The organism is Kingella denitrificans ATCC 33394 (assembly GCF_000190695.1).
Lineage (GTDB): Bacteria > Pseudomonadota > Gammaproteobacteria > Burkholderiales > Neisseriaceae > Kingella_A > Kingella_A denitrificans.
The window spans coordinates 991,001-1,014,292 of the sequence record NZ_GL870929.1 but is presented as its reverse complement, the minus strand read 5'-3'; the positions used below and the strand labels follow the sequence as shown (position 1 = coordinate 1,014,292).

General features: G+C 57.6%; 17 protein-coding genes. 4 read left to right on the top strand and 13 right to left on the bottom strand.

Annotation, left to right across the window (positions count from 1 at the left end):
- Nucleotides 1-120: 120 nt before the first annotated feature.
- The 13 genes from HMPREF9098_RS11400 to HMPREF9098_RS04960 all read right to left on the bottom strand — a co-directional run bounded on the left by HMPREF9098_RS11400 (nt 121) and on the right by HMPREF9098_RS04960 (nt 20,193).
- Nucleotides 121-774, bottom strand: a complete 654-nt coding sequence (locus tag HMPREF9098_RS11400) for an IS1595 family transposase (protein ID WP_081457159.1) — start codon at nt 772-774, stop codon at nt 121-123.
- Nucleotides 775-795: 21 nt separating this feature from the next.
- Nucleotides 796-1,485, bottom strand: a complete 690-nt coding sequence (locus HMPREF9098_RS05015) for a DUF4917 family protein (protein WP_169309622.1) — start codon at nt 1,483-1,485, stop codon at nt 796-798.
- Between the two features lie 389 nt (nt 1,486-1,874).
- Nucleotides 1,875-3,710, bottom strand: coding sequence for a DUF262 domain-containing protein (locus tag HMPREF9098_RS05010; RefSeq protein ID WP_040564281.1), 1,836 nt, complete (start codon nt 3,708-3,710; stop codon nt 1,875-1,877).
- Nucleotides 3,711-3,748: 38 nt separating this feature from the next.
- The gene (locus HMPREF9098_RS05005) at nt 3,749-4,852 is read right to left on the bottom strand and encodes a hypothetical protein (protein ID WP_003782597.1); all 1,104 of its coding nucleotides are present in this window, start codon (nt 4,850-4,852) and stop codon (nt 3,749-3,751) included.
- 16 nt (nt 4,853-4,868) lie between these two features.
- Complete coding sequence (locus tag HMPREF9098_RS05000; protein WP_003782596.1) at nt 4,869-5,591, bottom strand: hypothetical protein; 723 nt, start codon at nt 5,589-5,591, stop codon at nt 4,869-4,871.
- Complete coding sequence (gene pglZ / locus HMPREF9098_RS04995) at nt 5,588-7,603, bottom strand: BREX-3 system phosphatase PglZ (RefSeq protein ID WP_003782595.1); 2,016 nt, start codon at nt 7,601-7,603, stop codon at nt 5,588-5,590. The genes HMPREF9098_RS05000 and pglZ overlap by 4 nt, the downstream gene beginning before the upstream one ends.
- Nucleotides 7,600-8,964: a hypothetical protein gene (locus HMPREF9098_RS04990; protein WP_198489554.1), complete on the bottom strand. Its 1,365-nt coding sequence runs from the start codon at nt 8,962-8,964 to the stop codon at nt 7,600-7,602. The genes pglZ and HMPREF9098_RS04990 overlap by 4 nt, the downstream gene beginning before the upstream one ends.
- A gap of 2 nt (nt 8,965-8,966) precedes the next feature.
- On the bottom strand, nt 8,967-11,609 hold the full coding sequence (locus HMPREF9098_RS04985; protein WP_003782593.1) for a DNA methyltransferase: 2,643 nt from the start codon (nt 11,607-11,609) through the stop codon (nt 8,967-8,969).
- Nucleotides 11,610-11,657: 48 nt separating this feature from the next.
- Nucleotides 11,658-15,398 carry a DUF6079 family protein gene (locus tag HMPREF9098_RS04980; RefSeq protein ID WP_003782592.1) on the bottom strand — a complete coding sequence of 1,247 codons (3,741 nt, stop codon included), beginning with the start codon at nt 15,396-15,398 and terminating at the stop codon, nt 11,658-11,660.
- 23 nt (nt 15,399-15,421) lie between these two features.
- The gene (gene brxF, locus HMPREF9098_RS04975) at nt 15,422-15,877 is read right to left on the bottom strand and encodes a BREX-3 system P-loop-containing protein BrxF (protein WP_003782590.1); all 456 of its coding nucleotides are present in this window, start codon (nt 15,875-15,877) and stop codon (nt 15,422-15,424) included.
- Between the two features lie 71 nt (nt 15,878-15,948).
- Nucleotides 15,949-17,358: a DNA-processing protein DprA gene (locus tag HMPREF9098_RS04970; protein WP_003782587.1), complete on the bottom strand. Its 1,410-nt coding sequence runs from the start codon at nt 17,356-17,358 to the stop codon at nt 15,949-15,951.
- Nucleotides 17,355-19,433, bottom strand: a complete 2,079-nt coding sequence (locus HMPREF9098_RS04965; RefSeq protein WP_003782585.1) for a RecQ family ATP-dependent DNA helicase — start codon at nt 19,431-19,433, stop codon at nt 17,355-17,357. The genes HMPREF9098_RS04970 and HMPREF9098_RS04965 overlap by 4 nt, the downstream gene beginning before the upstream one ends.
- Nucleotide 19,434: 1 nt before the next feature.
- The gene (locus tag HMPREF9098_RS04960; protein ID WP_232617964.1) at nt 19,435-20,193 is read right to left on the bottom strand and encodes a helix-turn-helix transcriptional regulator; all 759 of its coding nucleotides are present in this window, start codon (nt 20,191-20,193) and stop codon (nt 19,435-19,437) included.
- A 156-nt stretch (nt 20,194-20,349) separates the two neighbouring features.
- Here HMPREF9098_RS04960 and HMPREF9098_RS04955 point away from each other — a divergent pair, with 156 nt between their 5' ends.
- The 4 genes from HMPREF9098_RS04955 (at nt 20,350) to HMPREF9098_RS04940 (ending at nt 23,228) form a co-directional block, all read left to right on the top strand.
- Nucleotides 20,350-20,727 (top strand): hypothetical protein, encoded by a 378-nt coding sequence (locus tag HMPREF9098_RS04955; RefSeq protein ID WP_003782582.1) that lies wholly within the window; start codon nt 20,350-20,352, stop codon nt 20,725-20,727.
- Nucleotides 20,728-21,063: 336 nt separating this feature from the next.
- Nucleotides 21,064-21,600, top strand: coding sequence for an SCP2 sterol-binding domain-containing protein (locus tag HMPREF9098_RS04950; RefSeq protein WP_003782578.1), 537 nt, complete (start codon nt 21,064-21,066; stop codon nt 21,598-21,600).
- 54 nt (nt 21,601-21,654) lie between these two features.
- Nucleotides 21,655-22,218 (top strand): ADP compounds hydrolase NudE, encoded by a 564-nt coding sequence (gene nudE / locus HMPREF9098_RS04945; RefSeq protein ID WP_040564280.1) that lies wholly within the window; start codon nt 21,655-21,657, stop codon nt 22,216-22,218.
- Nucleotides 22,219-22,364: 146 nt separating this feature from the next.
- Nucleotides 22,365-23,228, top strand: a complete 864-nt coding sequence (locus tag HMPREF9098_RS04940; protein ID WP_003782571.1) for a MurR/RpiR family transcriptional regulator — start codon at nt 22,365-22,367, stop codon at nt 23,226-23,228.
- Nucleotides 23,229-23,292: the final 64 nt, after the last annotated feature.

Sequence of the window (23,292 nt, the reverse complement as noted above, 5' to 3'; positions counted from 1 at the left end):
CGGTTGCAATTGAGTGATGGAAACAAAACGCAGAGACGGCGGCGTGTCGGTTAATTGGAAAAATATTTGGTGCTATCCTAGATAAGCAGGGAAATTTAATGGGGCTGTACTAGATTAGCCCTAAATTCCACACCAACCCCGCAGGATTTTAAGCTGTTGAGACGGTGTGCCAAAGTTAAATCGAAATTCGCATTCTTTCAAGAACCGCGGGAAAAATTTGCGATTGATTCCGTTGTATTTGCGTAAGACGCGTTTTGCCTGATTCCAAAAGTTCTCAATGCCGTTGATATGGTTGTGATGGTCGGCAAACTCCTTGGAATGGTTGATGCGGTAATGGATGAAACCGCTCACATCCAACTTGTCGTAGCTGCTCAGACTATCGGTATAAACAATACTGTCCGGCATGATTTTCTTTCTAATAACAGGCATCAAAGTATCAGACTTGGCATTATCTACGACCACGGTATAGACCCGTCCGTTGCGTTTCAGTATGCCGAAGACAACCACTTTTCCTGCTGCACCGCGACCGCGTCTGCCTTTACGCCGTCCGCCGAAATAGCTTTCGTCCAACTCGACGGGGCCCTCAAAAACCTCATCGACAGCCAAGGCAAGATAATGGCTGATGACCATGCGGATTTTGCGGTAGAACAGAATAGCGGAGTTGGGCTGAATGTCCAAAATATCGGCAGCAGAACGGGCGGTAACTTGGAGCGCAAAAAATTCAAGCAGTTTCTTTTGAACTCTCTTGCTTAATTTACAATTGGTTATCTGAATTTTCGTAGCCTAGCATAACTGCTAATCTACGTCAGTCCCTTCGTCAAAGCTCCAGCCATACATGACCAAACTCTCTCCGAGGCTGGGCAAAACCTCTTCGTACACGTTCGTCAGGTAGTGGCTCCGACGAATTGCGGCAATTTTCTGCTTGCTGGTTCCCTCGCTAACAAACACGGGCACGTAGTTCCCGGATGACCACCTGAGCGTGATCGTGTCTAGCAGGTCGCCTGCGGCTCCCGCGTCAACAGCGAGCTTTGTCTCATCACCAAGGTAGTCACGCGCAACCGCAAGACTGCCGTGAGGGTAGAAAACCAATGTTGCGCCTGCAGCCTGTCCATAGGGTCTCCGTAGATATTCCAAATCCGTTTGCCCCCCGTCGTGGAACGCGTCATTGAACCAACTCCCATGCGCCGCATTGAGCAGCAGCATAGCCCAGTACAAGGTGAGGTCGTAGTTCAGGCTGACGCTAGTTGGAAATACTCTCGCAAACGCACTGGTCCGCTGTAGGTCGGTGGCAACATCGGCATGCACCGGATGCACACTGTGCACCGCTTCGATCAGCGCTGTGCATATTTCCGAGTAGGCAGGACGGCGTCCACAATGCCACGTTGACGTGTTAGAAATCAGTTGTCCAGAGCTTGGCGAATATTGGAGCAGTGGGGACAAGCAATCCTTTTGCATCAGCAATGCCATGGAGTGTGGGGTTTGCAAACTCCTTGTGGATGGCGATGCTGGCGCCGTTGCCCAGAACGAGGGAGCTCCAACCTTCAGCGCTGATGTGTGCCCAAGTGTCGATATCGATTCTGTCCATAATCTTCACGGCGCGTCATTGTGGGTTGATCTCGCCATGCGAGTCGCCACAGCTATGCAACCCATCCAATGCCGCACGATCCGGTCTCGTGCAGCCATTCGTGGCCGCACACTTTGCAGCGGTAGTAAGCCTCATCGGCAGCGCCCATCATCGACGAGACCTTTCTGCCATCCTTGTACTCGAGATTTGCATGAGGCTTGGTGCTTCGCGACGCTCCAATCAAAGCCTTGCAGTCATCGCACATCGGCGCAGGTGGTGATGCATTACTCATGTCAATAGACCTCCATCATCAGACGTCGGTTGGCGTCGTCTTCCAGACTTCCTGCGCCAGCGCGATGAGCAGCGCGTGGCGCCTCTCGATAGACGCGGCATTCCACGCAGGAAAAGCCTCCAGCTTGGCGTTGATCCGGGAAATCGATGTGTTCTGGCCGACCTCGGTCAGCGCCACCAGACTGCGCGTCAGGTAGTTGCCGCTCTTGCCGTACTCGGTCTGCTTCGCCTTGTAGAAGTCATTGCCTGCAACGATGTTGATCGGCTTCTCCAGCAAGGTCAGATTGCCGAGGCGATTCTTGTAGTCGTCATAGACCGCATTCGGGTTCTCTGCTGCCCACGTGGCACGCAGCTCCGGCTTCGGGTTGTCGGGCAAGATGTGCTCGATCTCCAGCTTGGTGAAGGGCTCGAGACTGCCTGGGTTCTTAAGGCCGCTGAATGCCATCTCGACGTGCTGGGTCAGACGCGCCAGCAAGTAGCGCGTGCGGTACTGCTGCATCGAATACAGCGTGAAGCGCTTGAGGGCATCGGCGAGCTCCTGTGACTTGCCCGCCATGTTCTTCTCGAAGCGGTCGGCGACGAAGGTGTTCAGCTGAACCTTCTGCTTCACCGGATCAGTTGTCTCCGCAATCGCACGCAGCTCGTCGGCCCATTGTGAGAAGCTGCGCTCCAGAACCTTGGTCGGCGTCTTGGTGAAGATGTAGTAGAAGAGGAAGCTCTCCAGTTGCGCGATGAAGTGATCGAACAGCGGCTTGGGGAAATTCGCGGCTGCCAGCAGCAGGACGTAGTGCAAACTGAACGCGCCACCAGCCAGCCGCTTGAGACTGTCCATCGCTAGGCTGGGCTTGCCGTCATTCCCCAGCCCGTTGGCGAAGGCCAAGTAGTGCTCGACGTTGCGAATCACCTTGCGAACGAACTCGAAGGGTTTGCCTGCGTAGTCGCAGAGCGCCGCGTTGTCCTTAGCGATGAACCAGTCGTAGATCTCGTCCTCACGCACCACTGCATCACCGCGCTCGTTCTTGATGACGTAGTTGGCCATCAGGAAGTAGCGCAAGAAGCGCAGCGGCTTTTCCTTCTCCTTCTCCAGCGGCTTGGTGATCTTCTTCCACTCGTCCTTGAGCTGGGTGAACTGCGCTTGCTTGACCTGAGTGAACAGTAGGTTCTTGAGCAAGTCCATCGGGTTCAGACCGACGCCGCGCTCGTTGATGGTCTCAAAAATCTTCAGCGCGCTGCTGACGTCGGTCGAGATCTGGATGAACACCACGTTGTTGGCCAGATAGCCCCAATACTTCTTCAGCTTGGCCGTGTCGCCGTAGTTGTCCTTCAGATAGCGGTACAGCGTGCTGTAAGCATTGACCAAGTTCTCTAGCGACCCGAAGCTGGTGATGCCAGAAGACTGGATGCCAGCGCGCACGGTCTGTGGCTCAGCATCCAGCTCTACCAGTTTGGCCATCACTTCGCCTGCGCTCTCGTAACGCGGTTCCAGCTTCAGGGTGGTGCGCACCTCACCGTCGCTGTCAACGTAGCTGGTCGAGATCAGTCCGGCAATCATCTGGCGCTGTGGCTCGCCCTGGAACAGATGCTTCAGCGCGCAAAGCAGCAGGAAGAACGTGGTCAAGCGCTGCTGACCGTCAATGACCTCGTAATGGTTCTTCTGCTCGGTTGGCGACACCAACACGGTGCCGATGAAGTATTCCCGCGTCGTGCCCGCATCGATCTGCTCGCCGATGTCCTCCAGTAACTGATGCACTTCCTTGTCCGTCCAGACATACTCACGCTGGTAGTCCGGGACGATATAGAAGCACTCACGGAATGCCTCCTCGATGCTGTACTTGTGGTTTTCGATTCGGGCCATTTCTATATCCTTATCAGTCTTTTTCGTCGCATCAATTATCAATCAGGCTTTTGGTTTGATGCCGTAGATTTGACAGTGGCGCGCTGCGCTGCCTCCAGACCAGCTATGCGGGAACTGAGCGACTTAACTTGTTCCCGAAGCGCCTCATTCTCACGCTCGATGGCGGAACTCTGCTGATTCCCTTGTTCGATAGCGGTCAGCAATTTCGCTTGCCACTGGTCTCCGGAGACGCCGTTGTCCCGATCTTGAAGATAGGCAAATCCTGAGACGATCAAGGCGAGCAAAGCCAATACTGCCGAGATGCCAACCGACCAAACCGCGATGGTGATTTGCTTGCGCGTGGACTTGTCTGTCTTTCGGTCACGCTCGTCGAACTGCTCCATCAGGGTGGTCGCCGCTTCAGCCAAATCCTTGAGCGTCTTGGCGGACTCTGCCGTCATCTGGCCCGTCAGGCGAGCCAACGCCATTTCTTCGGCGCGCTCTTCCGCACGTTCCCGTGCTTGCTCGACCATGTGCCTGTTAAAAGCATCAAAGTGATCTGTGCGAATCGGCTCGATTTCCGGTTGTGCTGGTTTTGCGAATTTTGTGAGTTGTTCGTATGAGCTCAACGTCGAGCCCAAAGCGGATGTACTCCTGCGCACCTGATCGAATAGGCTACGACTGGAGTCAAGCATTTTCTCGCGCAGCTGCTTTGCAGACTGGTGCTGCTGTTCGACTTCGTCCCGCACCAGACGAATCAAATAAGCCGAGGCCGTTTCACCATCTTCCCGAGCAACAGGCTTTCGATCCTCGTCGCCTTCCCGGACTTTCTGCCATACCGACGATTGCACATAAGCTTCAGAAAGCAGCTCTACTTCATCGTCCGAAAGTGTCTTCGCTATCTCAGGATCGAGGGGAATACGTTCCGGTGTCTCATCAGATTCTAACGCCAGGCTGCCTATGCTGGTGAGGAAGTTTCTGATCTGATCGATGGCCTCCGCAGGCTCCAGCTTTTCGAAGTCAGTCATATCTCGTACCCGAAGCGGGTACAGATAGATGCGGCCAATCGATGTCTCAACCTCGGCAACGGGCTTCGACCTCAGCAGTAGCTTCAGCGATTTTTTCTTTGGTTCGTCGCCATGCGGTTGCTTCGATTCCGTCATTGTCCAAGTTCCGTTTTCATATCGTGCTGCGCAAAGCGACGAACTGGTTACTCGGTCCTTCCGACCGAAGGATCAGGTTTGCACTGTTCGACACCACGTAGGCCAGGGGCCGCGTCAGGGTGAACGGGAACAACACGGGCAGTGACTGCAGACTGGGCACTGAAACGGGCTTGCCGGCGTAGCGCACTGCCGCCTCGATCAACCAGGCCGTGAGTCCGTCGTTGTCGATCGTGGTTGGTGCCAGGCGGATGACGCGCTTGCCTTTCTCAACCCGCTCCACAGCTCCCCAGCTCGCCTGGCTCTGGATGACCATGTTGGTCATGCGCCGGGTGCCTTCGCGCTCTCCGTAGGTTTCGCTCATGCGGCGATGGACCTCGGCGGACGCGCAGTCGCCCTGGATGGCGGAGAGGCGGCCCACCAGCTCGGCCACTTTGCCAAAAAACGGGTAGGTCGCCACGGACATACCCCAGCACAGCGCTGCGACCGGTATGTCCGGCTGCGTCTTGTGGATGGCCGCGCCGCGATCCGCGTAATCGACCAGTTCGGCGCGCGGCTCCAGCCACAACCGATTCAGCACGGTGCGTGTTTTCTTCTTGGCTTCCAAGCCAAGCTCGGCTGCATCGAGCAGTGCATTCAGATCATCTAGCCCAGCCACGCCTGCACGAACATTCAGTGCCGCAGCCGCCCAATCAAGCTGAATGAACCGATCAAAGCCTATTTTTGGGGCTGATGAATTCATTCGGTACCAATCACATAACTGACTTTCACAAAGGGCACGATCAACTCTTCGACCGACACCCCGCCGTGGACCACCACCTGCTCACCCTCCGGCACAAAGGCGGTTCGTCCGCCTGCGAATAGGGGCATGAAGTTCGCGGGCAGTCCAGCGATGTCCAACCTGACTGTGGTGGGATAGGCCGCAGCAGAATCGGCCAGCAGTGGCTCACTCCGGTAGACCCGAACGCGCTCGCCGCGCGTCTCGGCAATCACACCTTGGTTGGGTCTGCCGACGCCGGTGGACTCTACGTTGCCGTGGTCCGCCGTGAGATAGATGTGGTATCCCTTGTCCAGCAGCAGCGAGAAAAGCCGGTCGACGAAACCAGTCGTCAACCAGTTCCCGATCCACATCGCCACGTCCTTCTTGGACCGCTCCTTGTGGAGCCGATCGTCCACCTCATCGATGACCAGGCCCACCACCTTCGGTCGACGGTCATTCAAATCCACTTCAAGTGCGTCTAGCTGATGGGTCTGACGTAGCGCACGTCGATACATCACCTCATTCGCGTTGACGCCTTCGTTCTGCCAGAACGTCTTCCACAAGGATTCCTCCTTGTCTGTCCGGTCGATGGAGTCGTCGAACTCACGCGGTTTCAATCCAGAAAACAGCGCCTGGCGCGATACCGATGTCACGGTCGGCAGCCATGCGAATGCGGTTCCCTCATCGAACGCGAAGCGCTTGGTGGTGGCAATCAGGCGCTCCCGGATCTGCACCCACTGGTCGAAGGCCAACCCGTCGAATACCAGCAATGCGACCTTGGTTTCCCCTGCGGACCGCCGATGGCGCAAGAAGCGTGGCACGTGGTGCACCATCACCGGGCCTTTGGTCACTGGTTGCAGGATCAGGTCGGCGTAATGCTTGGCTGCGACCCAGGCTTGCAGATGCTCGTCCGATTGCGCCTGCAAGGTCTTGATCCGTTCCCGAATCACGGGTAGGTGTTCGCTGCCTTCCGTGCCGGGCAGGCTATGCGTGCGAGCCAGGATCTCGCCGTAGCGCTTGGCGAACTCGTTCCAGTCCTTGTGCGAGGAGGCGGCTGTTGGGGTCGTCTCGATCAGGCCATCGATGCCTTTGAGCACCAAAGCCTGCAATGCAGCGGGGTCCTGGACGATGCCGGCCTTGATCCAACTCGGCATCCCCGCCGGAACACTGTGCGCCGCGAGCGGACTCAAGCTGCCGTCGAGGAACATGGAGTCGACCAGCACCTGCACATCGGAGTGATCGAACGGAATCTCGATCTTTGCGACGTAGTCCGGTGGCGGAGGTTCGCCAGTTCGGGTGCCATCCAGCCCCAGGTTTTTCAGGTAGCGATACCACGCGTCCTGCACGACGCGCAGCAGCGCACTCTTGGATGCCAGCCATGTGGCGACGGGTTGGTCGACGAACAGCCCCTTGCCTTGAATGATGCCTGCCGCGTGTTGAGCAAACAGGGGTGGCAACGAGCGATTGGCAAAGTGCATCCGCAGCAGCTCGCGCCAGAAGTCAACCGAGTTGCGAATGGATCTCGGCGTCAGTTGGTAGACGTGTTCGAGAATGAAGTCCTTGGACTCGTTCTCGCTGCGCGCTGACTGCAATTCGGTCTGGTGGGCATGAAACAGCCCGGCAAAATGCTCCGGCTCGACTTGCTGTACCGCGCTGTATGCCAGTCTGGGGAAGAGCTCCGCAAGGCTCAATCGAACCACACGTCCGTGGTGCACGATGTCCCAAGGCAGCGCATTCGCGTCGGCGCTGCGCAGATGCAGAACCAGCGAAGGCGCTGGCCCCGGCTCACCGCAATCCCAGGCTGCGCGATAGCGTTCCTCGTATTCAGCACGGAAGGCGAACGGGTCTTCGTACAGCATGACCTCGAAGCCGCGACCGCGCAGTTCGGACAACAGCTTTTCGTCCAGCAGCACATCGTCGGGGTCGCACGCCACCCACAGCCGGGTGAGATCGGCCGTGAAGTGGCTGAGAATGCGTTCTGACCACTGGCTCATCCCACCTGTCCTCCGGGCATCACATCGCCGGAGACGCGCACCATCATCACGGCATTCAAATCCGGCACGCTGGCCTCCATCTCGTCCAGGGCGGCCATGCGTGCATCGTGTTCTTGTTGCAGCCGCTTGCGCCGGTGCTCACGCACGGCGGGTAAGCCAATTCGTCCAATGGCCTGACCTCGGACCTCTAACGCATACAGCGCACGTTCGCGCTCTTCTTTCAGCCGGGCGCGGTGTTCGGTCAGCAGCTCGGTGAAGATCCGTTCACCCTGGGTACTGGCAGCCACATGCGATGCCTCGAACCACCTCACCGACTCCTCGGAACCCGTTACGGCATGCACGTCTACGGTTTCAGTGAGCAGCAGATCCCAGACACGCTTGGCGGTCGGCACGAAGGGCCGGCCTTCCTCGTTGATGAACACCGGCAGGAAGCGCTTCCGGCTCAGGCCTTCAGCCGCCAAACTGATCTCCCACAGCGACCAGATGCCGCGTACCGAATCCGGCAGCCAGGTCACGCGGATCACCGGCAGTGGCTGGCCGGCGACAAAGCGCGGCAGCTCGCTGATCACCGCCCGAGCGCGTGGGTCTTCCATCGTGACCCATTCCAACTCCGGGTTCTCATCCGCCGTGCGGGCGTCAAAACAGGCCTGTGCCGACTCGCTGCCGTCTGCCCACTTCAACCGCCATGCATTGCACGCCTTGATGGCGAAGCTACCGCGCACAGCCAACCCGCTGGTGATGGCGCGCTCCAGCCAGAACTGCGCTGGGTGGTCGAGCCACTTGCGGGCATCGTCGGCATCCAGATCATGTTCAGTAGTGAGCAGATCGTTATTCTTCTTCGACTCTGCCAGGGTGGAGCGCAGTTGTGACACCACCGCGTCGCACTCCTGTTCGATGGCATTCGGGTTCTGCAGACCGTGCACGAACAACTCGTCGAAGATCGGGTCGGCCTCGACCGAATCCATCACGTCGGCCGCCTTGTCGACGCCAAACTCCTGCGCGATGACCTCGAGCTTTGCCTCCAACACCTGGCGCACCCGATGCTCCACGGTATCTTCGAGCACAAAGTTGATGGCGCGAACCACGTGCTTCTGTCCGATGCGGTCCACACGGCCAATGCGCTGCTCGATCCGCATCGGGTTGGCTGCCGCCGTGGTGTGCAGGATCTGCTCCACGCTCGGGCGCACACTTTCCAGCGCAGCAAGGTCCGCTGCCCGGGCGCGCACCACGGCGTCCTTGGCCGGCAGCCAGACGCGGTAGGCGACCTCGCCCCACACGTCCTGCCGTTCGATCACACGGCACGGCGATGCCTGTCGGGTAAACCAGCACCAGTCGCCGATGGTGAATCCGCCGCTGACCACGTTCAGATCCCGTCTTCGGTACGGGTCAGGGCGAGGTCGTAGAGCGTCAGCAGCTTCTCGTCCTCTTGCAGCGTTTCCTCTGGCAGCTTGTTGGCGATGCCGATGATGGTCTTGTAGTCCTTGGCGGCCCACGCGGCCCGGAAGCCGGCGCGAAGCACTTCAAGTCGCGACTCTTTTATCTTTCGACCGGTGAAGGCCTTGTAATTCTCGAACTCCTTGAGCAGCGCCTTTTCGCGCTTCTTCTCCAAGTCTTGCGCCTTGTTTGGGTCAGGCACGTACCAGCGATCCTTTGCCTTGGCCACCAGGACCGGGGCATTCTTCTCAAGGTTTCGAAGATCCTTGTGATTGGAGGACAGGTAACTGTGAATTTGGCTTGGCACTTCACCAGATCCATCGAAACAAAGGAAATTCTGCTCAAGCAACTTTCCGAGTTCCGGCTTTTCCTCATGCTTTTTCCATCCGGCTCCCAGCTGTCGAACAAATTCTGGATGAAGCTCCTGATAAGTTGATGGCTTACGCCTAAGCTGCTCAGTTACCCAGTCGATCGCAGAACGCTCGTCAGAAACAAATAGTTCCAACTGCAGTTCGTATTGATACTTTGCACGCTCCTTGTCGTATTGTGATGCTTGTTCTTCCGAAAAGAACATTCCATTCCTTTCCGCAAACCTTTGCTTAAGACCTGCGAAAAACTCCTGAGACGACAGTGGAACCATTGCCCCATTTTTGATGAACCAGCCCACCATGCGATCGTAGATAATTCTCCCACTACGCTCAGCGATGTAAGCCAATCGACCCTCCTTGACGTCGGTTACGTGCAAATGTTGAAGGTGTGTCGCAACAAAGTCCCATGCAGACTCAATGCTCGCACCTTGCAGTAAAAACCGGTTCTCCAGCCCTCCATTGGGCTTATATGCAGAGATAATCAGGTCCTGCACGACTGCACCCGGTCGAATATCTGCGAGTATCGTTGTCGATCCCTTGTCCAGCTTACCTACCTGCGCAACGATGAAGCCGGCCTCTGCCAAATTCGTTTGAATCAGATTCCAAACACTGGCCTTGGTATTGTGGAACTCGACAGTAATCCAGCGTCCAGGCTTAAGAACTCTGTAATACTCTCTAAATACCGATCGCATTAACAAGCCGTAGTCATCAAATGCCTTATTCTTTGCCTCATTGATAACAGCCTCTGGCTTCTCGGAAGAGAGAACCCTTAACCACCCTTCCAAGATGAGGTTCATCTCGCTGTAGATGATGTTCGCTCCAAATGGCGGATCAGTGTAAATATAGTCAATCGACGCATCGGGGATCTGATTTAAGTTCGTTGCCGATTGCGCAGAAACAATGCAGCGCGCACCACTTATCGGTTTCGCATTTTCTGCATCAATTAACTTTTTCACCTTTCGCTCAAGAGATGCATAGATATTCTTCTCCATGCGAACGATGGGCATGTAAAGGTTGCCAGACATGCCACCGCCACCGCCAAAATATCCCTGACGCTCTGACACTACCGTGAATATCGATGTGAGGCAGGCTTTAGCTGCGTTCCTTACTGAGACGTCGCGTATTTCAGCCGCCCTTGCCCAAAGGTCTGAAAAAACTAGACGATTTCTCTCAGAGAGAAACTTGCTTATATCGCGAATAGCTTTATCGCCAAGTTGCGCGAGCTTTGCCGAGTATCCGTTTGGATCAATCTGGTCTTTTGGGTACCACGATGGAGATTTGTATGAGTTCACACGGTCGACAATTTCTTGATCATAATCGTTTGCCTCTCTATTGATGCGATTCCTGCCTGTTCCGGCATTGACCCATACGAGAGATTTCTTTTTCCCGCTTGAATTAATGATCCTTTCAATGCGACGAACATTCAATTCCGCGCCGCACTCCGGGCATGGGAATGCCTTTCGAGTCTCAACTTTATTCCCGTGGTGAATCACTCCATAAGGAAAGAAGGAAAACTCGTGAACACATTCTGGACAAGTAAAAACATCTGCCCAAACAAAATAGTTTGCTTCGTATAAGATTGCAGATTCCTTGATCTGATAAACCCAACCCAACTCTTTCCTTGATTCCTGGATTATTTTCTTGAGCGCCATAGCCACCTCGTGGCCTGGGTTCTTGTTTACATTGACTGCAGATATGAAGGTTGCTATTGGGGACAAATCAACGGTGACCCCATGACGACCGCACTCCCGTGCAGCGACTCCGGTCATCCCAGTTCCACTGAAAGCATCTAAAACAATTTCTCCTGGTCGCGTGTAATGCTCAATCAGCTTTTTGATTACCTCTGGAGGAACTTTTGTGTGGTACGGGTGGAATGAGTAGACAGGGTGCCTGCTCTCCGCCTCCAAATCACCGCCAAAAGGAAGTGTTGTCTTCCCGTGAGACGAGGAGTTGGCGAAATGCTTAACGAATTCACCCAGGAATGGATTGGGACAAGCGGTGTAGTACGGCGGGTCAGATAGGGTCAGGATATCTTCGTCCGACCCGATAGGAAAACCCTCGATCTTCCGGAACTCAGGGTCCTTGAGTTTCTCGGCAAGCAGCTTCAGGTAGTGCTCGCGGCGAGCCTCGTCACTCGGGAAAGTCTGCCCGAGGCATTCAACCGGATCGGACTTGGCCGCGTGGTTCTGGAAAAGATCACTCATCAGTCGTTCCTCAAATTTTGGTTGTCATGGTCGGGTGATCACGACGTATCACTCGATCACGAAGCGCAACTTGGTGGCATCCTTGCCCTTGCAGCGCTCGTTCATGAAGGTGTCGAAGCGCTTGCGTAGATCGTCCGGCGTCGCTGGCGAGCCGCCTTGCAGCAGCGCCTGCTTGATCTCGTCGCCCTTGACCGTGATCTTCTCCAGCCCTGATAGCGCCTCCTGCACGGCGTTGGCGAACTCGCTGGTCATCGGGTCCGGCAGCTTGCGCGAGGCTAGAAAGGCGTCGATCAGTTTCTTGGACGTGGGCGGCAACAGGCCCAGGCTGTCCTGCGTAAACGGGTCTTCCAGGTTCTCCAGCAGGGTCTGCTGCCAGTTGGCCACCAACTGGTCCAGGTCGTCGTCCAGCTTGTGCAGGCGTTTGGCCGCCGGTATCAGCTCCAACTGCTCGGCAGAAGGGCGGAATTGGCAGTGCGGGCATACCGCAGCTGTCATCAGCGTGGGCTCGTCCAGCGACGAACAGCTCTTGAGGCCGTTGAGCGACTCCTCAAACGCGGTGAGTTGGCTGGTAGGCATCAGCGACACGCCGGCCAACACACGCAGTGCCAGCAGACGGTCGTCCTTGCGCAGGGCGTTGCGGGTCTTGTCTTCGGCCACGCCCAGCCGCGCCTTGCTGTGGCTGGCGATGTAGGCGGTGATGTAATCCTTCTTGAGCTGATTGAGCGTCTGCCTGTATTCGGCGGCGTGCTCGGCTGTACGGTCCTGGCTCAGCTTTTCCTGCAGAGCCTTTCGGGCTGCTTCGGCCTGCTTCACCCACGGATGCTCGGCGGGAAGCACCATTTCGGCCTGCGACAGGTAGGACGCCGTGCTGCCCAGCTCCACCACCAGTTCGAGCAGTCGCTCGACGGCGGCCAGGATCTCCAGATTCTTCTTCTGGCCGTCCAGGTCTTCCTGGGTGACACGCAGATTCTTGAGCTTGCCGACGGTGTTGTACGGCGCCAGTGATTCGGTGAACTTCTTTAGCGAATCCAGCCGCTCGTGCCAGTCTTTGGCTTCTTCTTCGCGCAGCAGGTTCTGGCCCCAGAAGCCGAGCTTGCCTTGTTGTAGGTCGGAGCCGGCCTTGAGCACACGCGGGACCAGCGCGCTGACTTTCTCCTGCAGTTTGATGACCGGTTCGGTATCGCCTTGGCTGGCCTTCTGAGTCAGCCCGGACGGCAGGTCAAACAATTCGAACAAGGCACGCAGCACCGCGAGGTTGATCTCTTTAGGTGCCTCGACGTGCTTGAACTGTTTGAGCTCTTCAATGGATCGCTCAGCCAGTTGCCCCAGCTTGCCGGAGTCGATCTTGTCGCCGGTGATCGACAGCACGATGTCGCCGGAATAGACCAGCCCGCCCAGCACGGTAACCAGCAGGTCGGGTTCGAGCCGGTACTTGATCGGCGCAAAATACTCGACGTCAGACGTTCCCGACAGCAGTTCGCTGCGGTTGAGCACCTGGCCGTGGCCCTTGGCCTTGAGTCGGTTCAGCACTTCCTGCGCATAGCGTGAGTTGGCCGGATCGACGCGGTCGCCATCGAGCAGTTCTAGCGCATCAAGCACGGCGAGTGCATCCTTGGTGCGAGTACCGCCGGCCAGTGCGCGCAGCGCGTTGCCGATCAGTTGCTTGCGGTTGGCCTCGGTGACAAGCACCGAGAAGGTGGGATATTCCGGCGAGAGATCGACAAAACGCTGGTCCAGTGCCAGGCCGGAGACGATGTTCACCACGTCGCGGAAGTTGATGCGCTCGTCCGGGCCCAGTCGCGCACGGTCGCGCAGGGACACGCCCTTGAACCAGTCCTGCAGCGTCTTGGTCTTGCCCTGGCAGGTGACCTCGAACGCGGTCATCTGCCTTTCCTGCAGCCATTTGCTCATGGACTGCAAGGAATCTTGAGTCTTGGACTGGTAGATGGTCTTCGCACCGCCGCTGGCGGTGGACGCCAGATCCAGCGCCGCCGCGTATTGCGACAGGTAGCGCTTGTAGTCTTCGTCGGGTGACTTCAGACGGAAGAACACTTCGTCAGCCAGGTTGTTGTCGCTGAACTTCGGCTTGTCGAAGGGCTGGAGGAAATAGATGTAGAAGTCGCGCTCAGGCTGCGCCGTGGGACGGTCGTTCGGTGCCCCGAAGAACAGGTAGCCCATGCGCTCGACGCGGCGCTCCTGCCACTCGATCTGGTACTGCCAGATCTGGAAGCCGGGGTAACGCAGGTCGTCGCTGCATTCCATCAGTGTTTTGATGGCGCTGTAGTAGGCGCGGTCTAGCGCATCGTTGGACAGGGCTTCGGCGCGCTTTTCAATCTGCGCGTCGTAGTCGATGTCTTTCTTGAGATCGAGGTAGTACTGCTCGGTGTCCGACGCCTTGGAGATGAACTGGCCGTTGACGGTCTTCAGCACTTCCCGCATCACGGTCTGGACCATAGAGAGCAGGTTCTCGGCCGGATCACCCGGCATGTCCTCCACGCCCGGCTGGAACAGGCACAAGGCGTCGCGCAGCTCGGCGGCTGTGGGGCCGATGGGGACATGGATGTCGCCGCCCGTAGTCAAGCGGTGGACGGCCAACGCGTTGATGACCCGCAACGCCATGGATTTGTAGGCTGGGCGCGTGAAGGCCTGCTGCACGCGGGACTCCAGCACTTCGGACACGCGCATGACTTCTTTGATGTTCGGGTCAGCGCGCAGGACCGAGTTGGCCTTGATGGTGTTCCAGAAGCTTTCGTAGCTGATGAACAGCGGCTTGTCGGTGGGCACGTCCTGGTCGAGGATCGCCAGTATGGCAGCCTCGATGGTCTTGAGCGCGCCGCGCTTCTCGGTGAAGTGGATCTGCTCGAAGGTCTTCAGGTAGTCCGGGTGGACCGGGAACAACCGCACGTACTCGTCCATACGCTCGTTCATGGAGCCATAGAACTTGGCGAAAGGCGTGAGGTATTCGCGGATCTTGTTCTGCTGGTCGGCCGTTTTCTTGAGCAGGCGCGCGGAGACGACGAAGCTGACGTCCTGGCGGTCGATCAGGATCTGCGTGAAGCGCTCGTTAACGCGGCGCATGCTGTCGGCAACGTGCTGGAAGCGCACGCTGTCGAAGATGGCTTCCTGCACGCCAGCCACGAAGCGGAACTTCAAGTGCTTGGTGACTTCGCCAATCTGACGCAGGATGGCCAGGTCCTGCACCAGCTCGTGATCGCGACGGGACTGCAGGTACTCCAGGAACTCATCGACAACCAGCAGCACACCCTGGTCCGGGAATTTCTCCGCGAACGCGGCCATCATCTCCTCGAAGGAGTCCTTGTTGTTGAGCTCCTTGTCGGCGGTCGGGAAGGTGTAGTCGACGCCGATCTTTTCGAGGAAGCGCTCAAGCTGCAGGGTGATGATCTGGCGCAGCGGCATCTGCAAGCCACCCACCTCGATGCGCAGCACCTTGAAGCGGCCAGCGATCGGGGCAACCGCCTCGGCCACCTTGGGGTGGCGGATCATCGGTGCGTAGGCCGCATCCTCGGCCACCAGCGACAGCACCGACATCAAGTGCGACTTACCGGTACCGTAGTTGCCAACGATGAGAACGCCCTTGTGATCGACTGAGTCGTCGAAACTGAGCTGAGGAACCATGAGCTTGGAGATCCGCTCGGCCATGTCGTCGGAGATGACGTAGGTCGCGACGAGCTTCTTGGCCTCGTCCGGTCGCTCGGCATCGAGCAGCTGAATGACTGACTCGATCTGCTCGAACTGGATCAGATCTCCGTATTTCATGTTCTTGGCCATATGGTTCTCTCTTCCCCGTAGCGTCAAATTTCGAGTACGACCACGCCATCACGGCTGTAGTCACGATGTTCTGGATGGCTCATGTCGGCGTACACCAAGCGATCACCGCGCAGCTCGCCAGGCCAGACGGCCACGACGCGCTTGAAATGAGCCAGCCGCCTGACGAGGTCAAGCGGGTTGATCTGCAAGCCCGGCTCGAACAACAACTCGAGGTTGTCGAGCAACAGCGGGTCTTCAGTTCGTTCCTTGTCCGCGATCTCCCGCAGCAGTTCGCCTGCCGAGAAGCCGCGCTTGTTGTTCGGCGTGGCGGCCAAACGGCGCCCCAACTCCAGGCCGACGTTGAGCGGCTCGATGTTGAGCTTGGCGCTGAGTTGGCGCAGCAGTTGGGTCTTGCCACTGCGGCTGGGACCGACCAGCAGGATCAACTTGCTGTTGAGGTCGCCGATTTCGCCGATGAGTCGTTCGAGTTTTGCGATCACGTGCACCTCCCGTCTTCCGTGATTCCGGATGTGTGCAGTGCGCGGTGATTAAATCGATGCATCGTCATGGTTTACTCGAACAGCCGCTTTTGTTTCACGACGTAGCCCGCTGGCTTCTTCTGCTTTTCTAATACGCCTTCGTCGACCAAACGCTGCAACCATGCCTTGGCCTGCGCGTTAGAAACATCCAACGCGGCCGCTACTTCGGCGTCTTTCATCGGCGTACTCAAGAGTTGCTGAATCGCTGTGCGCACGGCAGCGAAGAGCACTTCGGCAGGGGTCGATTCCGGCTGCGGAAATTCCTTGGCCTCATCTATCGGCGCTACGGCCTCTGGTGTGACTGGCGGCAGTTCTTCCGATGCCTCAGCGGGTGGCTGCGCATCGAAAACAACGTCGACCGGTGCCGATGACTCACTCGCGGCCTGGGGCGCGGGCGCGGTGTCGGGTGACACAGGCGTCGTTGGCTTGGTATCAGCCGACGATGGGTCTTCGTTCGAGAACAGCGCAAAACCAACCTGTGGGGATGCCGTCGGCGTCGGCATCGCCACGTTGAACACGTCCTCGAACGAATCCACGTCTTGCGGGTTCGGCCAGAGAAGTGCGCCTTTCTTTCGCAAACCATCTAATCCGGCTGAAGACTTGCCTGTCGAACGAATGAAGACCGGGACGAACTTGAGTTTGTCGAGCTGCTCGACAGCACCCGCCCAAGTGCCACCTTTGTTGAGATCGGAACTGACCACCAGTGAGGTGTCTGCCAATGCATAAATCAGCTTGTTCCGCTGCATGGCGTTGCCCACATTGAACCCGGCGCTCGGGTCGTAGGGCGAAATCAGGACCAGCTGCCCATCCAGCAACAGGTTGCGGTGCTCGCGGTTCATGGTGGTCTTTTCCAGACTGTCCGCCAGAACGCCACAAACTTTTCCACCTCCCTCAAGCGCACCTCGCATGGCGGCCTGATCGATGCCCTTGGCGCCACCGGAGACAAGCGTTCTGCCTGCCCGAGCAGCGAGCCAGCCAACTGCCATGGTGTAGTCGATGAGGGCGTCGTCCACATGCCGCGATCCGACGACGGCAAGCCCACCGGTTTCGAGCAAAGCCATGTCGCCACAGCCGTAGAGCACTGCCGGCGCATCTTCACGAAGGCGGGTCTTCAGGCGACGCGGATACTCGGCGTCGGCGCGACTGACCACCCAAATGGCGCGCGTTTGCCAGCGCTCGATCACTTGGCTCAGCAGGAATCCGCGCCCCAGCAATTTCTGCAGGCGACCCTCGTCAATCACCGGCTGGCACGCGCGCAAGATCTCAGCTGCGTCCGGCGAGAGGAGATCCGCAGGCTGACGCTGGATCTCGCGCAAATGACGCGCGAGACGTTTGTATTCACCAAGCGAGAGCAGATCCGATGACGCAGAGCCTCGTCCGGCAATGAGCGGCGCAGTCAGCAGCAAGATCGCCTGGGTGTTGGGAGAGAGGACTGGCGTCATTCGTCGGGCCCCGTCTGTGAAAGGGCCATAGGCCAAACCGCGCCGCTACCGCTTTTGCGCAGCAGCCATGCAGACACCGTCAGCGTCCAGCGCGAGTCGACCATGTCATCAACCAGGAGGACCGGGCCGGGAGGAATGGGCTGGCCGTTGAGTGCGAGCGAACCATCAATGTTGCGCGCCTGTTGTGTACTGTTTGCCATCGTTTTCTGTTCGGGCCTTGCGTCTGTTTTTGCGATGACCATATGAAACGGCAGACCCAGCGCAGCAGCCAAGCGTTGCGCGAAATTCGGCACCAATTCGGGATGCCGAAGCGAAGGAACGCAGGTCACCCAGGTCGGGCTCGGTTGCGGATTCCACTCCTGAATCATCTTCACGCACGCAGCAACGAGGTCATCGGAAAAGTAGCCGTCGTGGTATTTGCCCTGTCGAACCAATCCACCCCAACCGGCATCGCCCCAGACGCATAGCGCCTTGCCGGATTCAGCCTGATGGGCAGGTGCGATGAATCCCTTGACGCCGTACTGGGGCATTCCACCGTCGGGCCATTTTTTGCGGGGCTCGATGGGCAAGCTGGTTCGACGAAGAAATTCGACGGCAGCTTTTACCAGCTCGGTATTCACGGTTGCAGGCAATGGCGGTAAGGCTGGTTCTGTCACAACACTTGGATCGCCGTCGAGCGCGCCAATCAAAAAGCCCATGTGCTCACCAAACGGTAGGCTCACGTAGTCCTGCATCTGCTGGTGCTCGTCTCGCCGTAGCACAGTGAGGCGTTCCGCTCGATCCCAGAATGCTTCACTCAGCGTAGCCGCCGTGAGCTGCCACTTGCTACCTTGCTTGGCGATGGGTGCCGGCGCTTCGAGGGACAGCAGTGCAATCGTTTTTTCAACACGACCTTTGCTTAGATTGACTCGGCTTAGAAGCTCGGGAACAGATAGCCCGTTTGGCTCGCCTTCAAGCGCTCTCAGGACATCCGCAACTTCTTGCCGTGTCGGGAAGGCGCTCCGGATGAACCAGTCAGTGATGTCTGACTCTTCCTCACCGCTGAGGAGCACTCCATAAGCAGACTCCAGTGCGCGTCCTGCGCGACCGACCTGTTGGTAATAGGCGACAACCGATCCCGGCGTTTGATAGTGGATGACAAATGCCAGATCCGGCTTGTCGTAACCCATACCTAGCGCTGTTGTGGCAACCAGCGCTTTAACTTGGTTTTTTAGCAGCGCCTGTTCAAGCTGCTCTCTACGATCACCGGTTTCACCTGTATAGGCTTCCACGTTGAAGCCTTGAGCTTTCAACCACAGAGCAACTTGATTGGCATCGCGAACCGTCAGTGTGTAGATGATGCCATGCCCGTGCAGCGTAATCAGTTGCTCCGCCAGCCAAGCAAGACGCTCGGCCTGACTAGGCAGGCGGATTGTTTGCAGAGTAAGTGAGGTCCGATTCAAGTCGCCACGAGAGACCTGCAACTTAGGACCGAGCACAGCAGCAAGGTCCTCCATCACGCGGTTATTCGCTGTCGCCGTGGTGGCAAGCAAGCGCAGGTTTGGCGGCAGTGTCTTGGCGATCCGCTCCAGCAAGCGGTAGTGGGGACGGAAGTCGTGTCCCCAGTCGGAAATGCAGTGCGCTTCATCGATGACCAGCATCGAAACTTGTGCAGCGATTCCGGCAAGAACCTGCGTCCGGAAGCGCTCGTTCGCCAAGCGCTCCGGCGAGATCAAGAGAACATCGATCTCTCCCTTGCCCAGTTTGCCCTCGACATCCGTCCAGTCTTCCACGTTGTCGGAGTTGATGGTGGCAGCGCGAACCCCCATCCGCTCTGCCGCTGCAATCTGGTTTCGCATCAGCGCCAGCAGCGGCGAGATAAGTAACGCCGGACCACTTCCGGCTTCCCGCAACAACTTGATCGCAATAAAGTAGACGAAGCTCTTACCCCACCCGGTCTTTTGCACGACCAGCAAGCGGCCCTTGCCATCTACGATGTGACGAATGGCATCTTCTTGACCATCGCGGAAAATAGCATCGGCACGTCCAGAACCGATCCGGAGCAATTCCAACGCGCGTTTTGGGTTGTAGGCCACTTTATTTCTCTCCTTTGTTTTGGCTAGGCGAGCGGTAGCCCGGTGCCAAAATAGCGTTATTGACGCCATATAGCGCCAAGTGATCTTTCAGCCAAAGCCGGTACTCGTGGCTGCGCAGGCTGTGGTCCGGAGAACAGTCCACGCCCCACTGGCGCAAGATATAACCAGCGGTGGCTGCCCTCAGCTTTATTCGCAGCACGCCGCCCTGCATGCCGTAATCCATCTCGGTAATCTCCGGCCGAGGTTGATTGGGATGCGGCACCAGCTTCAGCTCGACGATCCGGTGCCACTGAATGTCCTGATCACTCATCTCATCAGGCGCCACTGGTTGCCCCTTGAGCACCACCGGTCGCTTGATCCGAGTGATGACGAAATCTCGGAACTCTTGGGACTTCCGGTCGAAGGCGCGGACGTGCCAACGAAGGCCGTTGTCAATCAGTGCGAACGGGAGGACCTCCCGCTCAGTGCGACCACTGGAGATAGAGTGGTACTCGATGCCGAGCGGATACTCCTGGTGGATCGCCCGGGTCACGCTCGCCAGCACATCCAGATCCGGATGCGTGAGCCGTGACGGGCTCTCGCTGGTCACCCACGCCTTTAGCCGCATCGGCTCGCCATCGCCAAAGCCCTGAGTCAGCCACGACAGCACCCGCTCCGGGGTGAAGTCGAAGACTGGCCGGAAGTCTGGCCACAGGACGTAGGACTTGCCCTTGGAGTCGTAATCGATGTTGCCCAGGGCTAACTCCTTGTACAGCGCCAAAGCCCTGGATGCCAAACCGCGTGACCAGGTTCTGACGGCGTATCTCTCCGATGAAGCGCACGCGTAACTCCGCAAACACGAGCCGGTCGCGTTGTGGCTGGGTGAGATCTGCAAGCTGTTCGTTCGACATCCTGGCTGGCTCGTTCGGGTTAGCGAATGCTTGTGCTGATTATTGCGGAAAGTATATGGTCTGCCCTAGAATTTGTCCATGACTTTATTTTGATTGATTTGTGTGTTCGTCGTATTGTGATAACCACAATCGGCGCAGCGGCAAAAGGATCGATACGGGCGTCATGCAAAATTTCGCAGAGCTTCATCTCAAGCCAGAGACGCTGGCAAACAAAGTACGGGTTGCCGGACATCGCGTACCCCGTTCGAGCAGCCAATCTGAAGTCGACCTTGCTCGACAATGGGGATCTTCCGCTGGCCGCGATGCTGCACGGCCTGCAACAGCGTAGCCGTGATGGGGAGGTCGAATGGCAGCGGCTCGAACCCGCGATGGATCGGCCTTGGCACAAATCGTGGCACAAATGACCGCAGCCAGTAGTATATGAACAGATAAAAAACGCCCTAAATCAAGGGCGTTTGTCTATACACATACTACTGGTTACGGGCTAGGTGGGTTCGATTCCCCCCCCCGCCTCCACCAGATACCAAAAACCCTTTGTTTCGGCAAAGGGTTTTTTCATTTTGGCCGCGCATTCAAAATCCTACCGCCGAAACGGGCCGAATGCTGTATGATATGCGCACGGCGACACCCCTCCAATCACGGCCGCCGCACGGGTTTGCCCGCATCGGTCGGCGGGGCGTTACACGATATTTTGACGATGATGCCGCCTTGGAAGCGCATGGGGCGGCGATAGAGAAATCATGTTATTTTTGAATATTATCAATCATATTGTCCGGCAAAATCCGGAGGTTCGGCAGCAGTTGTCGGGCTATAACGGGCTGGTGGTGGGCGTGCGTACAGGCAGCCTGCACATTGTCGGGCGCATCAATGCCGAAGGCCTGTTGGCGCAGACGCACCGCGCGGCAGACTGCACGCTGCTGCTTCATCAGGACGCGCTGCCGCAGATGATGCAGGGGCGGATGCCCGATTTCAACGATGTGGCGATTGAAGGCGATATGCCGCTGGGTATGGGCATTTTGTGGCGTTGCGCGGCATTGCGTTATTCGCCGCACGAAGACATCCGCCGTTTGCTGGGCGATGAAAACAGCCGCAAAACGGCGCAATGGGCGGGACGTGCCGGCGGTGTGTTGCAGATGGTGGGGCAGTGGTTGCAGCAATATGCCGATCAGATGGGCGAAAAGCAGCCTGCACCCGCATGGCAGCAGCAGTTGGACGCGTGCCGGCAGGAAATTGAAGCATTGCGGCGGCAGTTGGCCGAGCGCGATAAACGTGATTAAAACGTGATTAAAATGAAAAAAGCAGCCTGCACAAGCGGCAGAGAGGAAATCATCATGTCTTTTTTATCGACCGATAAACCCAAACCGCAGATTTTGGACGTGCGTATTACCGCGCAGACCAAAGTGTTCCAGATTCAGTCGGTGGATTTGCAGTTTGCCAACGGCCAGCACCGCACTTACGAACGGCTCACGCCTTCGCGCCGCCCGGCGGTGATGGTGATGGCGCTTGAGGGCGACAACCTGCTGATGGTGCGCGAATATGCGGTCGGGTCGGAGCGGTATGAACTGGGCTGCGTCAAAGGCCTGATTGATGCGGGGGAAACGCCCGAGCAGGCGGCCTTGCGCGAATTGCAGGAAGAAATCGGCTTGGGCGCGCGGCGGCTGGAACCCCTGCGGATGTTTTATGTCAATCCCAGCCACATGTTCGGGCCGATGTATGCGTTCGTGGCGCGTGATTTGTATCCGTCCGTCCTGAAAGGCGACGAACCCGAGCCGCTGGAAATCGTCCGCGTGCCGCTGGCGCGGTTGGACGAACTGATTGACGATGACCAATTCGGCGATGCGCGCACGCTGGCGGCTTTGATGCTGTTGCAGCGCGCCATCGGCACGGCCAAATGAAAAAAGCAGCCTGCACTTTTTGGCAACGGAGTGCAGGCTGCTTTTATGGCGGAAGTCGGGCGAATCCGTTATACTCACGCCCTTGCAAGCATTGTCTGCGCCCTGCTGTTGACGCGCATCTTTCTGAATTTTACGGAGCTGTACCCATGTTAAGTCAAATTAGCGAGCAACTCAGTTCTTTTTCAAATGCCGAACGCAAAGTGGCCGAATGCGTATTGAGCGAACCCAAATGGTTTGTCCACGCCGCGGTGGCGGAAATTGCCGAGTGCGCCCATGTTTCCCAGCCTACGGTCATCCGGTTTTGCCGCAGCATGAAATTCAAAGGCCTGCCCGAATTCAAACTGGCCCTGTCCGCCAGCATCAGCAATTCCGGCCTGGCATTCGTCCATGAAGAGCTGAACACGGACGACTCCATGGGCGACGTGATGGAAAAAGTGTTGGGCAACACTGCTGCCGCCTTGCTCGGCGCGCGCCGCACGCTCAAAGAAGGCGAATTGGACAAGGCGATTGCCATGCTGATGCGCGCACGGCGTATCGAGTTTTACGGCGTGGGCAATTCGGGCATTGTCGCCCAAGACGCGCAGCACAAGTTTTTCCGTTTCGGCATTTCCACCGTGGCGTATTCCGACACGCACATCCAGCTGATGGCCGCCGCCGTGTTAAGCCCGCAGGACGTGCTGGTGGTGATTTCCAATTCCGGTTCGTCCATCGAAGTGCTGGATGCGGTGCGGATTGCCAAAGAAAACGGCGCGCAGGTCATCGCCATCACGCGCGGCGGCAGCCCGCTGGCGCAACTGGCCGACTGCGTGCTGGTGATGGCGGTGCAAGAAGACAGCGACCGTTACACGCCGATGATTTCCCGCCTGTTGCAACTGGCGATTATCGACATCCTGGCCATCGGCCTGGCACTGCGGTTGGGCGAAACCGCCAGCCTGCAACTGGAAAAAGGCAAACGCAGCGTGCGCAGCCACCGCAAAGACGAAGAAGCCCAAAACCATTGCAATGATTAAACGCCTGCCGCTTCGTGCAGTAAAAAGCAGCCTGCACTTTTCGGCAACGGAGTGCAGGCTGCTT